This window comes from Streptomyces sp. NPDC040718, from assembly GCF_055593565.1.
The window spans coordinates 126,293-139,595 of record NZ_JBVIXO010000011.1; the positions used below are offsets into that span (position 1 = coordinate 126,293).

At 71.6% G+C, this 13,303-nt stretch carries 12 protein-coding genes and 1 tRNA gene; 8 read left to right on the forward strand and 5 right to left on the reverse strand.

Annotated elements, in window-relative coordinates; translation table 11 throughout:
• Positions 1–11 precede the first annotated feature (11 nt).
• Positions 12–1,253 (reverse strand): sensor histidine kinase, encoded by a 1,242-nt coding sequence (locus tag ACZ597_RS25605; protein WP_471334388.1) that lies wholly within the window; start codon positions 1,251–1,253, stop codon positions 12–14.
• Positions 1,254–1,437: 184 nt separating this feature from the next.
• On the opposite strand from ACZ597_RS25605, the gene ACZ597_RS25610 reads away from it, so the two are divergent.
• From ACZ597_RS25610 to pth, 5 genes are all read left to right on the forward strand, one after another.
• Positions 1,438–1,509: transfer RNA gene (locus ACZ597_RS25610), tRNA-Gln, on the forward strand.
• A gap of 109 nt (positions 1,510–1,618) precedes the next feature.
• Entirely contained in the window at positions 1,619–3,067 is a 1,449-nt protein-coding gene (gene glmU, locus ACZ597_RS25615) for a bifunctional UDP-N-acetylglucosamine diphosphorylase/glucosamine-1-phosphate N-acetyltransferase GlmU (protein ID WP_471334391.1), read from the forward strand.
• A 133-nt stretch (positions 3,068–3,200) separates the two neighbouring features.
• Entirely contained in the window at positions 3,201–4,178 is a 978-nt protein-coding gene (locus tag ACZ597_RS25620) for a ribose-phosphate diphosphokinase (protein ID WP_362459180.1), read from the forward strand.
• Positions 4,179–4,354: 176 nt separating this feature from the next.
• A complete protein-coding gene (locus ACZ597_RS25625) occupies positions 4,355–4,939 on the forward strand; it encodes a 50S ribosomal protein L25/general stress protein Ctc (protein ID WP_471334394.1) in 585 nt (194 codons plus the stop codon).
• Positions 4,940–5,038: 99 nt separating this feature from the next.
• Positions 5,039–5,629 carry an aminoacyl-tRNA hydrolase gene (gene pth, locus ACZ597_RS25630; protein ID WP_471334397.1) on the forward strand — a complete coding sequence of 197 codons (591 nt, stop codon included), beginning with the start codon at positions 5,039–5,041 and terminating at the stop codon, positions 5,627–5,629.
• An 87-nt stretch (positions 5,630–5,716) separates the two neighbouring features.
• On the opposite strand, the gene ppc is transcribed toward pth, so the two are convergent.
• Positions 5,717–8,410 (reverse strand): phosphoenolpyruvate carboxylase, encoded by a 2,694-nt coding sequence (gene ppc, locus ACZ597_RS25635; protein ID WP_471334695.1) that lies wholly within the window; start codon positions 8,408–8,410, stop codon positions 5,717–5,719.
• A gap of 397 nt (positions 8,411–8,807) precedes the next feature.
• Here ppc and ACZ597_RS25640 point away from each other — a divergent pair, with 397 nt between their 5' ends.
• Positions 8,808–9,779 (forward strand): acyl-CoA desaturase, encoded by a 972-nt coding sequence (locus ACZ597_RS25640; protein ID WP_471334400.1) that lies wholly within the window; start codon positions 8,808–8,810, stop codon positions 9,777–9,779.
• Positions 9,776–10,450: a TetR/AcrR family transcriptional regulator gene (locus ACZ597_RS25645; RefSeq protein WP_351826256.1), complete on the forward strand. Its 675-nt coding sequence runs from the start codon at positions 9,776–9,778 to the stop codon at positions 10,448–10,450. The genes ACZ597_RS25640 and ACZ597_RS25645 overlap by 4 nt, the downstream gene beginning before the upstream one ends.
• Positions 10,451–10,567: 117 nt before the next feature.
• Here ACZ597_RS25645 and ACZ597_RS25650 read toward each other — a convergent pair whose 3' ends face one another.
• Together ACZ597_RS25650 and ACZ597_RS25655 are read right to left on the reverse strand one after the other, a co-directional pair.
• A complete protein-coding gene (locus tag ACZ597_RS25650) occupies positions 10,568–10,963 on the reverse strand; it encodes a VOC family protein (RefSeq protein WP_471334404.1) in 396 nt (131 codons plus the stop codon).
• Positions 10,960–11,817: a trans-aconitate 2-methyltransferase gene (locus tag ACZ597_RS25655; protein ID WP_471334407.1), complete on the reverse strand. Its 858-nt coding sequence runs from the start codon at positions 11,815–11,817 to the stop codon at positions 10,960–10,962. Before ACZ597_RS25655 ends, ACZ597_RS25650 begins: the two co-directional genes overlap by 4 nt.
• A 146-nt stretch (positions 11,818–11,963) precedes the next feature.
• On the opposite strand from ACZ597_RS25655, the gene ACZ597_RS25660 reads away from it, so the two are divergent.
• Positions 11,964–12,461 (forward strand): MarR family winged helix-turn-helix transcriptional regulator, encoded by a 498-nt coding sequence (locus ACZ597_RS25660; protein WP_125603002.1) that lies wholly within the window; start codon positions 11,964–11,966, stop codon positions 12,459–12,461.
• On the opposite strand, the gene ACZ597_RS25665 is transcribed toward ACZ597_RS25660, so the two are convergent.
• Entirely contained in the window at positions 12,420–13,193 is a 774-nt protein-coding gene (locus ACZ597_RS25665) for a LuxR C-terminal-related transcriptional regulator (protein ID WP_471334410.1), read from the reverse strand. The genes ACZ597_RS25660 and ACZ597_RS25665 overlap by 42 nt on opposite strands.
• Between the last annotated feature and the right edge of the window lie 110 nt (positions 13,194–13,303).

The window sequence follows — 13,303 nt, forward strand, 5'->3', positions numbered from 1 at the left end:
GCCCGCCGCCGCTACCGGGCCGGCAGCACCGCCGACACCTTGAACCCGCCCCCGTCCGTCGGCCCGGACACGAACACCCCGCCCAGCCCCAGCACCCGCTCCCGCATCCCGACCAGCCCGTTCCCCCCGCTGGGCAGGTCGGCGGCCGGCGCCTCCCCCTCACAGGGCCCGTTCTCCACCTGCATGGCCACCTCCCCCTCCCGGTGCGCCAGCCGTACGACGACCCGCGCGCCCGGAGCGTGCTTGTGGCAGTTGGTCAGCGCCTCCTGCACCACCCGGTACGCCGTCTGCTCCACCTCCGGGCGGTAGCCCCCGCCCTCGCCCTGCACCAGCACCTCCACGACCATCCCGGCCGCCCGCGACTGCCCCACCAGCGCCTCCAGCTCCCCGAGCGAAGGCCCCTCCTCCAGCGCCGCCGGTGCGGACGCCTCCCGCACCGGCTGCTTCTCCGGAGCCCGCAGCACCCCCAGCATCTCCCGCAGCTCCGTCAACGCCTGGCGCCCCATGTCACCCACCAGCGCCGCGTTCCGCACCGCCTTCACGGGATCCTTCGCCGCCACCGCCTGCAACGCCGCCGCGTGCACCACCATCAGCGACACCCGGTGCGCCACCACGTCGTGCATCTCCCGCGCGATGCGCGTCCGCTCCTCCTGGCGGGCCCACTCGGCCCGCTCCTCCGCCCGGTCCGCCAGCAGCGACAGCTCCCGCTCCAGCGAGTCCGCCCGCTCCTGCAGGCTCTCCATCAGCCGGCGCCGCGCGCCCACGTACAGCCCGAGCAGGACCGGCGGCACGGTCAGCGCCACCGCCATGAACACGGACAGCACGATCACGAGCGTGCCGTCGGCCTCCACGTCCCCGCGGGTCTGCACGTAGGTCACCACGAACGTCCCGGCCAGCGACATCGAGGCCAGCGTCGCGAGGACCCGCCGGGGCACCTCGCAGGCGGCCAGCGTGTACAGCCCCACGACGCTCAGCAGGAAGCCCATCGTGGCCGGCGTGACGGCGATCCCGACGAGCACCACCGCCACGGGCCAACGCCGGCGCAGCACCAGGGCGGACCCCGCCAGGAGGCCGAACAGCACCCCGGCCCACACCGGCACCCCGGCCTCACGCGCGGTCGGCACCCCCTCGAAGGCGCACTCGACGGCCGAGGCCACCCCGAGCCCCACGTCGAGCACGGCCCCCCGCCGCCGCTCCCACCACCAGGGCCCGTCCCGGCCCGTCCCCTCGCGCTCATCCCCCGTACTGGTCATGCCGCCCAGCGTACGCAGCGGGCCCCGCCGGCCGCCGGGCCGAATCCCGGGAACCCCCGGCCGCCGGACGGCGCCGGGCCGCGGTGCCGTATTGACCGTCGCGTCGAAGGGGCGCGGTGCGGCATAGTAGGAGCGATCAACTTGGACCGGGACGACCGAATGCCCGATTCGCGCTGATCGACTATCCCCTGTGGTGTAATTGGCAGCACTGAGGCTTTTGGTGCCTTATGTCCGGGTTCGAGTCCTGGCGGGGGAGCTGGGCACGTTCGGGTCCCGACCACCACGGTCGGGACCCGGCCTCGTTTTCGGACTGTGACCCCCCGCTATCCTTCACGGGTCCACCCCCGAAGCCGAAGGGCCCACCCGTGAGCGCAACCCGCCCGGCAGCCGTCGTCGTACTCGCAGCGGGTGAGGGCACCCGCATGAAGTCGACCACACCCAAGGTTCTGCACGAGATCGCCGGGCGCTCGCTCGTCGGTCACGTGGTCGCGGCCTCCCGCGAGCTGGACCCGACCCACCTCGTGGTCGTCGTGGGCCACGCCCGCGAGCAGGTCACCGCGCACCTCGCCGGCGTCGACGCCGGCGTCCGCACCGCCGTCCAGTACGAGCAGAACGGCACCGGCCACGCCGTCCGGATGGCCCTCGAAGAGCTCGGCGGCACGGTCGAGGGGACCGTCATCGTCGTCTGCGGCGACACCCCGCTGCTCACCGGCGAGACCCTGCGCGCCCTCGCGGCCACCCACGAGGCCGACGGCAACGCCGTCACCGTGCTCACCGCCGAGGTCCCCGACTCCACCGGGTACGGCCGCATCGTCCGCGACCCGGCCACCGGCGCCGTGACCGCGATCGTCGAGCACAAGGACGCCACCGACGCCCAGCGCGCGATCCGGGAGATCAACTCCGGGGTCTTCGCCTTCGACGGCGCGCTCCTCACGGACGCGCTCGGCAAGGTGCGCACCGACAACAGCCAGGGCGAGGAGTACCTGACCGACGTGCTCGGGATCCTGCGCGAGGCGGGGCACCGCGTCGGTGCGGCGGTCGGCAGTGACCACCGGCAGATCCTGGGGATCAACAACCGGGTGCAGCTGGCCGAGGCGCGGGCGCTGCTGAACGCGCGGCTGCTGGAGCGGGCGATGCTGGCGGGCGTGACGGTGGTGGACCCGGCGGGAACGTTCGTGGACGTGACCGTCACCTTCGGTCAGGACGCGGTGATCCACCCGGGTACGCAGCTGCTCGGCGCGACGCACATCGGCGAGGGGGCCGAGGTCGGCCCGAACACCCGCCTGAAGGACACGCGCGTGGGCGCCGGCGCCCGGGTGGACAACACGGTGGCGGACACCGCGGTGATCGGCGACCTGGCCTCGGTGGGTCCGTTCGCGTACCTGCGTCCGGGCACGAACCTGGGTGTGAAGTCGAAGGCCGGCACGTACGTCGAGATGAAGAACGCGACGATCGGCGAGGGCACGAAGGTGCCGCACCTGTCCTACGTGGGTGACGCGACGATCGGCGAGTACACGAACATCGGCGCTGCGAGCGTGTTCGTCAATTACGACGGTGAGCACAAGCACCACACCACGGTCGGCTCACACTGCAAGACGGGTTCGGACAACATGTTTGTGGCTCCCGTCACCATCGGGGACGGCGCCTACACGGCCGCCGGCTCGGTGATCACGAAGGACGTGCCGCCCGGCGCGCTGGCCGTGGCCCGTGGCCAGCAGCGGAATATCGAGGGCTGGGTGGCCCGCAAGCGTCCCGGCAGCGCGGCGGCGACGGCCGCGCAGTCGTCGGCGGAGAAGGACTCCGGCAGCCATTGAGGTGAACTGACCGGAAACAGGTACGCCCAGGACGGCGTACCGTGATAGGTGCACGCAATTCGGCTGGCTCACCGTGTGCGGGACGGACGCACATGGGGGCGAGCAGCTTTCACACGTCTGAGGAGACAGTGCTGTGACCGGGATCAAGACGACCGGCGAGAAGAAGCTGATGCTCTTCTCCGGCCGCGCCCACCCCGAGCTGGCCGAGGAGGTCGCGCACCAGCTCGGTGTCGGTCTCGTGCCGACCAAGGCTTTCGACTTCGCGAACGGCGAGATCTACGTCCGCTTCCAGGAGTCGGCTCGCGGCGCGGACTGCTTCCTGATCCAGAGCCACACGGCTCCGATCAACAAGTGGATCATGGAGCAGCTGATCATGATCGACGCGCTGAAGCGCGCGTCGGCCCGCTCCATCACCGTGATCATCCCGTCCTACGGGTACGCCCGTCAGGACAAGAAGCACAAGGGCCGCGAGCCGATCTCGGCGCGCCTGGTCGCGGACCTGCTGAAGACCTCGGGCGCGGACCGCATCCTGACGGTCGACCTGCACACCGACCAGATCCAGGGCTTCTTCGACGGTCCGGTGGACCACCTGTCGGCCCTGAACGTCCTCGCGGACTACGTGGGCGCCAAGGTGGACCGCTCGAAGCTGACGGTCGTCTCCCCGGACGCCGGCCGCGTGCGCGTGGCCGACCGCTGGTGCGACCGCCTGGACGCGCCGCTGGCGATCGTGCACAAGCGCCGTGACAAGGACGTCGCCAACCAGGTGACCGTCCACGAGGTCGTGGGTGAGGTCAAGGGCCGCGTCTGCGTCCTGGTCGACGACATGATCGACACGGGTGGCACGATCTGCGCCGCCGCCGAGGCGCTGTTCGCGCACGGCGCGGAGGACGTCATCGTGACGGCCACGCACGGCATCCTGTCGGGCCCGGCGGCCGACCGCCTGAAGAACTCGAAGGTCAGCGAGTTCATCTTCACGAACACCCTTCCGGACCCGTCCGACCTGGAGCTCGACAAGATCACGGTCCTCTCGATCGCCCCGATGATCGCCCGCGCGGTGCGCGAGGTCTTCGAGGACGGTTCGGTGACGAGCCTGTTCGAGGAACAGCAGTAGGGCTAGATCCTTTTGGGCGCGGCCTCCCTCCCGGGTACACTCGACGAGTTGCTCGGCGAGGGAGGCCGTACCTGTTTTCCGGTACGGATGCTCCGTTATCGACGCGCTCTTCGTAGCAGGCCGTTTCGGCCGGGTGACCGTTTCCGTTCGTTTCCGTCACCCCACGAGGAGTGAGCATGTCCGAGATCAAGCTTTCCGCCCAGCTGCGTGACACCTTCGGCAAGGGCTCTGCCCGCCAGGCCCGCCGCGACGCCCTGACCCCGGGTGTCATCTACGGCCACGGCACCACCCCGAAGCACGTCAACGTCGAGGCCCACGCCCTGATGATGGCCCTCAAGACCCCGAACGCGCTGCTCTCCCTGAACATCGCGGGCGACGGCACCGAGCTGGTCATCCCGAAGGCCGTGCAGCGCCACCCCCTGAAGCGCACCATCTCGCACGTCGACTTCCTGATCGTCCAGAAGGGCGAGAAGGTCACGGTCGAGGTTCCGGTCGTGACCGAGGGCGACCTGGCCGCCGGCGGCAACCTGCTGGAGACCCTGCTCTCGACCATCACCGTCGAGGCCGAGGCCACCCACATCCCGACCGAGGTCACCGTCTCCATCGCGGGCCTGGAGGCCGGTGCCTCCATCCACGCCAAGGACCTGGTCCTGCCGGCCGGCACCACGCTGGCCGTCGACGGTGAGACCGCCGTCCTGCAGGTCGTGGCCCCGCAGGCCGAGGAGCCGGCCGCCGAGGTCGCCGAGGGCACCGAGGCCTGAGCCTCGCCCCATCCCCTCAGCAGTTGCTGACCGACCGCCGTCCGGCTCCACTGGAGCGGGACGGCGGTCGTTCTCGTTCACGGGCTTAAGGAGCTTTTGATGTCGGACGACGCGGCGCCGTGGCTGATCGTCGGTCTCGGTAACCCGGGGGCGGAGTACGCCGGCAACCGCCACAACATCGGTTTCATGGTGGCGGACCTGCTGGCGGAGCGGATCGGCGGGAAGTTCAAGGCGCACAAGGCGCGGGCGCAGGTGGTCGAGGGCCGGATGGGTCCTCCGGGGCCGCTGAACCGCCGGGTGGTGATCGCGAAGCCGATGTCGTTCATGAACCTGTCGGGCGGGCCGGTGACGGCGCTGCGGGACTTCTACAAGGTGCCGCTGGAGCGGATCGTGGCGGTCCACGACGAGCTGGACATCGACTACGCGACGCTGCGGCTGAAGCTGGGCGGCGGCGACAACGGCCACAACGGGCTGAAGTCGATGACGAAGTCGATGGGCGCGGACTACCACCGGCTGCGGTGCGGGATCGGCCGTCCGCCGGGCCGGATGCAGGTCGCGGACTTCGTGCTGAAGGACTTCTCCTCCACGGAGCGCAAGGAGCTGGACTGGTTCGTGGACCGGTCGGCGGACGCGGTGGAGTGCCTGGTCCAGGAGGGTCTGGAGCGCGCCCAGTCGGCGTACAACTCCTGATCCGCGCGAGGAACGTACGAGGAACGCGAGGAAGCCCCCGCCGACGGCGGGGGCTTCCTCGCGTTCCCGGAACGGCGTACGGGGCCGTCAGCCGGTGTTGCGCAGGCCTGCGGCGACGCCGTTGACGGTGAGCAGCAGGGCGCGGGCCAGCAGCGGGTCCGGGTCCTCGCCGCGGGCGGCGGCCTGGCGCTGGCGGGCCAGCAGGGACACCTGGAGGTAGGAGATCGGGTCCAGGTAGGCGTCGCGGACGGCGAAGGTCTGCTGGAGGACGGGCTGGGAGTCGAGGAGCCGCTCCCCGCCGGTGATGCGCAGGACCTCGCGGACGGTGAGCTCGTGTTCGGCCTGGATGCGGTCGAAGACGTGCTTGAGCTCGTCGGGTACGAGGGTGTCGACGTAGTGGCGGGCGATCCGCAGGTCGGTCTTGGCCAGCGTCATCTCGACGTTGGACAGGAAGTTGCGGAAGAAGTGCCAGCGCTCGCCCATCTCGCCGAGGACGGTGTCCTGGCCGGCTTCGCGCAGGGCCTTGAGGCCGGAGCCGACGCCGTACCAGCCGGGGACGATCTGGCGGGACTGGGTCCAGCCGAAGACCCAGGGGATGGCGCGGAGGCCGTCGAGGCCGGCGCCGGAGTCGGGGCGGCGGGAGGGGCGGGAGCCGAGGTGCAGGTCGGCGAGCTGGTCGACGGGGGTGGCCGCGAAGAAGTACGCGGGCAGGTCCGGGTCCTCGACGAGCGCCCGGTAGGCGCCGTGGGCGGCGTCCGAGACGATGTCCATGGCCGCGTCCCAGCGGGTGAGGGCGTCGTCGGACTGGCGCGGGGCGGTGTGCAGGGCGGAGGCCTGGAGGGTGGCCGCGACGGTCAGTTCCAGGTTCTCGCGGGCCAGGGACGGTACGAGGTACTTGTCGGAGATGACCTCGCCCTGCTCGGTGACCTTGATCTCGCCTTCGAGGGTGCCCCAGGGCTGCGCGAGGATCGCGTCGTGGGAGGGGCCGCCTCCGCGGCCGACGGTGCCGCCGCGGCCGTGGAAGAGGCGCAGGCGGACGCCGTGGCGGTGGGCCACGTCGCGGAGCCGGCGCTGGGCGCGGTGGATCTCCCACTGGCTGGTGGTGATGCCGCCGAACTTGCTGGAGTCGGAGTAGCCGAGCATGACCTCCTGGACGTCGCCGCGGAGGGATACGAGGCGCCGGTAGGAGGGGTCGGCGAGCATCTCGTCCAGGATGACGTCGGCGGCGCGGAGCTCGTCGGTGGTCTCCAGGAGCGGGACGATGCCGATCTTGGCCCAGCCGCCGTGGAGGTCGACGAGGCCGGCTTCGCGGGCGAGGACGGCTGCGGCGAAGACGTCGTCGGCGCCCTGGCACATCGAGATGATGTAGGACTCGATGACCTCGGGGCCGAACTTCTCGAAGGCGTCCTTGATCGCGCTGAAGACGCCGAGGGTCTTCTGGCCGGCGGCGTCGAGGGGGGCCGGGGTGGGTGCGAGGGGGCGGCGGGAGCGGAGTTCCTTGGCGAGGAGCTTCTGCCGGTAGTCGCGGGGCATGTCGGCGTAGCGCCAGGACTCCTCGCCGAGGCGGTCGAAGAGCTGGCCGAGGGCGTGGTGGTGGGCGTCGGCGTGTTCGCGTACGTCCATGGTGGCGAGCTGGAGGCCGAAGGCGGCCAGCGTGCGGATGGTGCGGTCCATGCGGCCGTCGGCGAAGAGGGCGCCGCGGTGTGCGCGCAGGGAGGTCTGGATGAGGGTGAGGTCGGCGAGGAGCTCGGCGGTGCCGAGGTAGTCGCGGCCTTCCTCGTGGGGGGTGCCCTTGGCGAGGCGTTCGCGGGTGTTGAGGAGCTTCTGCCGGATGCAGGTGGCCTTGAGGCGGTACGGCTCCTCGGCGTTCAGCCGCTTGTAGCGGGGGCTGATCTCGGGGAGGCGTTCCAGGTCGGCCTGGAGGGAGGCGAGGAGTTCCTCGGTCGCGCCGGCGATGCGGATGGAGTTGGAGAGCAGGCTGCGCAGGAAGTCGACGAGTTCGAGGGCGTCGGTGATGCCGTGCTCGTGCTGGAGGATCAGCACGTCGCGGGTGACCTGCGGGGTGACGTTGGGGTTGCCGTCGCGGTCGCCGCCGATCCAGGTGCCGAAGGTGAGGGGGCGGGTGCCGGCGGGCAGCTCGACGCCGACGCGCTGGAGCTCGGCGGCGAGGTCCTCCAGGACGTCGCCGACGGCGCCGGCGTGGAGCTCGTCGAGGTAGTAGATGGCGTTGCGGGCCTCGTCGGCGGGCTCGGGGCGTACGACGCGCAGTTCGTCGGTCTGCCAGACGAGGTCGATGTTCTCGGCGAGCCGCAGGTCGTGGCGGCGGCGCTCGCCGGCGCCGGAGACGGGCTCCTCCAGGAGGGCGGCGATGCGGCGGAGCTTGTTCAGGACGCTGCGCCGGGCGGCCTCGGTGGGGTGCGCCGTGAAGACGGGGCGGACGTTGAGGTTCTTGACCGTCTCGCGCAGGTGCTCGGGGTCGGCGTCCTTGAGCATGTCGGCCGTGCGGGCGAGGAGCCCGCCCTCGGCGGCGCGGTGGGCGCGCAGCTCCTTGCCGCGGTGCACCTGCTCGGTGACGTTGGCGAGGTGGAAGTAGGTGGAGAAGGCGCGCACCAGCTTGGCGGCGGTCTCCAGGTCGGTGTCGCCGAGGAGGGCCGCGGCGGCCTCGCCGTCGGTGCGGGTCAGGGCGCGGACCCGCTCGACGAGGTCGAGGAGTTCCTGGCCTTCCTGGCGGACGAGGGTCTCGCCGAGGAGGTCGCCGAGGCGGCGGATGTCCGCGCGCAGCTCCGCGTTCGCCGTCTCCGCCGTCCGCGCCGTGGCGGAGGGGTCGGCGGGCTGGGTGACGGGGGCCTGGGCGGCCTGGTCAGCACTGCTCACAGGTGCGGCTCCTTGCAGTGTTCGAGCGCTACTGGGCTGTGGGCTCCCGGGGGTGCGCGGCCATGCCGGTCGTGCTGCGCAGCCCGGGCTGCCCGTGCGGACCGCGCTGTCCGACGACACCAGGATAGGTGTCCCGCCCCTGTGCCCCGGCAGAGCGCCCGCTCTTTGGACTCGGGTCGCGCGGGTGGCGTCGTCCTGTTGCCCCGCGGGCCGTCTTTGCCATACTTACGTTGCCGTAGGTTACGGATCCGTAGGTCCGTGGCCCGGCGCCTGCCGGCTTCTCACCCCCCAGGGGAACCCCACCATGACCATCAGTCCCGAACTGATCGAGGACTCCTCGGCGCCATCCGCGCCCTCCGCGACGCGCGGTGGCGAGCAGAAGCGCTCCGTGGAGCAGATCGCGCTGCTGCTGTTCATCACCGTGCCGTTCCTGGCACTGCTCGCGGCGGTGCCGCTGGCCTGGGGCTGGGGGGTGACCTGGCTGGACCTGGGCCTGATGGTGTTCATGTACTTCCTGGCGTGCCACGGGATCACCATCGGTTTCCACCGCTACTTCACGCACGGATCCTTCAAGGCGAAGCGGCCGCTGCGGATCGTGCTGGCGGTCATGGGGTCGATGGCGGTGGAGGGGCCGCTGGTGCGGTGGGTGGCCGATCACCGCAAGCACCACAAGTACTCCGACCACGAGGGCGACCCGCATTCGCCGTGGCGGTTCGGCGAGACGGTGCCGGCGCTGATGAAGGGCCTGTGGTGGGCGCACATCGGCTGGCTGTTCGACGAGGAGCAGACCGACCAGCAGAAGTACGCCCCGGACCTGGTCAAGGACCCGGCGATCCGGCGGATCAGCCGCGACTTCGTGTTCTGGACGGTGCTGTCGCTGGCGATCCCGCCACTGGTGGGCGGTCTGGTGACGATGTCCTGGTGGGGTGCGTTCACGGCGTTCTTCTGGGGTTCGCTGGTGCGCGTGGCGCTGCTGCACCACGTGACGTGGTCGATCAACTCGATCTGCCACGCGGTGGGCAAGCGGCCGTTCAAGTCGCGGGACCGTTCGGGGAACGTGTGGTGGCTGGCCGTGCTGTCGTGCGGGGAGTCCTGGCACAACCTGCACCACGCGGACCCGACGTCGGCGCGGCACGGGGTGCTGCGCGGCCAGGTGGATTCGAGTGCGCGGCTGATCCGCTGGTTCGAGCTGCTGGGGTGGGCCTCTGACGTGCGCTGGCCGTCCGAGGCGAGGATCGACGCCCGGCGCAGGGAAAAGACGCCGAACGCGGCATGATGGGGGACGTGGCGATCGACGGCAGCAGTTCCAGCAGCGACAAGCCCAGGCGAGGACGCCGGGTCCGGATGACGGGCGCCGAACGGCGCCAGCAACTGCTGGACATCGGCCGCACCCTGTTCGCGGAGAAGGGCTTCGAGGGCACTTCGGTGGAGGAGATCGCGGCGAAGGCCGGGGTGTCCAAGCCCGTGGTGTACGAGCACTTCGGCGGCAAGGAGGGCCTGTACGCGGTGGTCGTGGACCGCGAGATGCGACAGCTGCTGGACGGGGTGACGGGCGCGCTGACGGCCGGACACCCGCGGGAGCTGCTGGAGCAGGCCGCGTTCGCGCTGCTGGACTACATCGAGAACTACACGGACGGTTTCCGGATCCTGGTGCGGGATTCGCCGGTGGCGCAGTCGACGGGCACGTTCGCTTCGCTGATCAGTGACATCGCCACGCAGGTGGAGGACATCCTGGGGCTGGAGTTCAAGGCCCGGGGCTTCGATCCGAAGCTGGCGCCGCTGTACGCGCAGGCGCTGGTCGGGATGGTGGCGCTGACGGGCCAGTGGTGGCTGGAGACGCGGCGGCCGAAGAAGGCGGAGGTGGCGGCGCACCTGGTGAACCTGGCCTGGCACGGGCTGGAGAACCTGGAGGCGCGGCCGCGGCTGGTGGGCCACCGCAAGAGCTGAGGTCCGTACGGGCTGCCAGGACGGACCCGTGCACGACGGCGCCCCGTCACCGGTCGTTCCGGTGGCGGGGCGCCGTCGCGTCGTGCGGGTCCGTCGGTCCGTCGGTCCGTCGGTCCGTCAGCCGGCCGCCGGGCCGCCGGCGTCGGGGGCGAGGGGCTCCAGGAATTCGAGCCGGTTGCCGACGGGGTCGTGGGAGTAGAAGCGCCGGTGGCCCGGCAGGTTGTCGTCCCAGACGACGTCGGCGCCGCGTTCGCGGAGTCTGCCGGCGTACTCCTCGATGCCGGTCACCCGCAGGCCGGGGTGGGCTTTGCGGGCCGGCCGGAAGTCCTCTTCCACGCCCAAGTGCAGCTGTACGCCTCCGGCGGTGAACCAGCAGCCCCCGCGCGCGGCGAGGACGGGGGGTTTGGAGATCTCCCGCATGCCCAGGACGTCTTGGTAGTACGCGCGGAGCTTGTCCTCCGATCCGGGCGGGGCGGCGAGTTGGACGTGGTCGACTGCGGTCAGCACGGTCATGCCTCCTTGTGGGCGATGGCGAAGATGCGGCGGAACGGGAAGACGGTGCCCCGCGGGCCCGGCGGGTACGCGGCGCGCAGGGCCTCGCGGTATTCGGCGAGGAAGCGGTCGACGGCCTCGCGGTCGTCGCCGAGGGCGGTGAGGACGGGCCGCAGGGCGGTGCCCTTGACCCAGTCGAGGACGGGGTCGGCGCCCTGGAGGAGCTGGGAGTACGTGGTCTCCCAGACGTCGACGGCGCAGCCGAGTTCGGTGAAGCGGGCCAGGTACTCGGCGGGTTCGAGGATGTGGATGTAGCGCGCGCCGTGTCCGGCGAGGCGGTCGCGCCAGCGCGGGGTGTCGCACAGTTCGGCGAGGAGGCGGTGGCTGGGGGCGGTGAAGTTGCCGGGGATCTGGAAGGCGAAGGTGCCGCCGGGGCGCAGGCCGTTGATCCAGGCGGCGAAGGAACCGGGGTGGCTGGGCACCCACTGGAGGGCCGCGTTGGACACGATGAGGTCGTACGTCTCCTCGGGCATCCAGTCGGCGAGGTCGGCGCGGCGGAAGTCGAGCAGGCCGCCGCCGGGGGTGGGTCCGGCGTGCTCGGCGGTGGCGCGCTGGAGCATCTGCGGCGAGAGGTCGAAGCCCGTGATGCGGGCGTCGGGCCAGCGGTCGGCGAGGAGCGCGGTGACGTTGCCGGGGCCGCAGCCGAGGTCGGCGATGCGCGCGGGCCGGGTGGGGAGCTCGGGTATGCGGTTCATCAGGTCGAGGAAGGGGCGCGTGCGGTGGCCGGCGTGGCGGAGGTACTGCTGGGGGTCCCAGACGGGTGCGGAGCCGTCCATGGCGTGGGGGCGCACGGCCGGCGCGATATCGGAATGCATGTTCGAGCCTCCCTACTGGTGGGGCGATCGGAAGCGGAAGCTGTTCCGGCCACCTCCATGCCCCATGCTCGTCCAGACTATATCTCGACGTCAAGATTCTTGGTTTGAAGAGACTTCATGTCGACAGACCACGTACACTGATCGGCATGGAGGACGAGGTCGACCGACTGGTCGCGGCATGGCGACGAGAGCGCCCTGACCTCGACGTGGAACCGCTCGAAGTGCTCAGCCGCGTCAGCCGGCTCGCGCGCCACCTCGACCGGGCTCGCAGGCTCGCCTTCTCCGAGCACGGCCTGGAGCCGTGGGAGTTCGACGTCCTGACCTCGCTGCGGCGCGCGGGCGCGCCCTACCAGCTCTCTCCCGGACAGTTGCTGACGCAGACGCTCGTCACCTCCGGCACCATGACCAATCGCATCGACCGGCTCGCCAAGAAGGGCCTCGTCGAGCGGCTGCCCGACCCCAGCGACCGGCGCGGGGTGCTGGTACGGCTGACGCCCGAGGGGCGCGACCGCGCCGACCAGTCCCTGGCGGGACTGCTGGCCCAGGAACGCGCGATCCTGGCCCAGCTCTCCACGACGCAGCGGGGCGAGCTCGCCGGGCTGCTACGCCAGTTGACCGCTCCGTTCGACAACATCCCCGGCTAGCTCCGCGGGGCGCACCCCGGCCCGCCTGGCCAGTGCCACGGCGGCCAGGGTGGAGTGCACCCCGAGCTTGCCCAGCACGTTCTGCATGTGCGTGCGGACGGTGTGCGGGGACAGGAACAGCCGCGCGGCCACGTCCTTGCGGCCCAGCCCCGCCACCATGCAGCGCAGCACCTCGTGCTCGCGCGGGGTGAGGGACTCCACGAGCCGCTCGCTGTCCGTACGGTGCTTGCGGGCGGCGGTCAGCTCCCGCAGCACCCCGGTGAGCAGCGCGGGCGGCAGGTGGGTCTCCTCGCGCAGCACCCCGCGGATGACGGCCAGCAGGCGCGAGAGCGAGCAGTCCTTCGCCACCCACCCCGAGGCGCCCGCCTGGAGGGCCAGCGCGGCCCGGCGGGGGTCGTCGCGCTCGGCCAGGACCACGGTGCGCACGCCGGGGTGCGCCACCCGCACCCCGGCGACGAGGGCGATCCCGTCGGCCGGCGGCGCCGGGCCGGAGCCCGCCTCCCGCTGGCCGGGCACGGCGCCCGACGCGGCCGCGCCGGTGCCGAGGTCGGCGTCGACGAGCAGCACGTCGTAGCGGCGGCCTTCCGCCACCGCGCGCTCCAGGCAGCGCGAAGCCGCGGGACCGCTGCCGGCCGCGGACACGTCCACGTCCGGCTCGGCCGCGAGCGCGGCTGCCAGAGACTCGGCGAAGATGCGGTGGCCGTCGACCACCAGGACCCGGATACGAACCACAAAACCCCCAAGGGTCGGGGAACGGACGACTACGGGTACGGCGCCGGCCGGGTGGCCCACAGCCCCCGCGGCCGCCGCCGCGACATCTGTGCACTACCCCGGACCGGACG

Coding starts and splice junctions, on each gene's coding strand:
- pth (WP_471334397.1), top strand. CDS start 5,039: ATGTCGGACGACGCGGCGCCGTGGCTGATCGTCGGTCTCGGTAACCCG.
- ACZ597_RS25660 (WP_125603002.1), top strand. CDS start 11,964: ATGGAGGACGAGGTCGACCGACTGGTCGCGGCATGGCGACGAGAGCGC.
- ACZ597_RS25605 (WP_471334388.1), bottom strand. CDS start 1,253: ATGACCAGTACGGGGGATGAGCGCGAGGGGACGGGCCGGGACGGGCCC.
- ACZ597_RS25650 (WP_471334404.1), bottom strand. CDS start 10,963: ATGACCGTGCTGACCGCAGTCGACCACGTCCAACTCGCCGCCCCGCCC.
- ACZ597_RS25655 (WP_471334407.1), bottom strand. CDS start 11,817: ATGCATTCCGATATCGCGCCGGCCGTGCGCCCCCACGCCATGGACGGC.
- ACZ597_RS25640 (WP_471334400.1), top strand. CDS start 8,808: ATGACCATCAGTCCCGAACTGATCGAGGACTCCTCGGCGCCATCCGCG.
- ACZ597_RS25625 (WP_471334394.1), top strand. CDS start 4,355: ATGTCCGAGATCAAGCTTTCCGCCCAGCTGCGTGACACCTTCGGCAAG.
- ACZ597_RS25645 (WP_351826256.1), top strand. CDS start 9,776: ATGATGGGGGACGTGGCGATCGACGGCAGCAGTTCCAGCAGCGACAAG.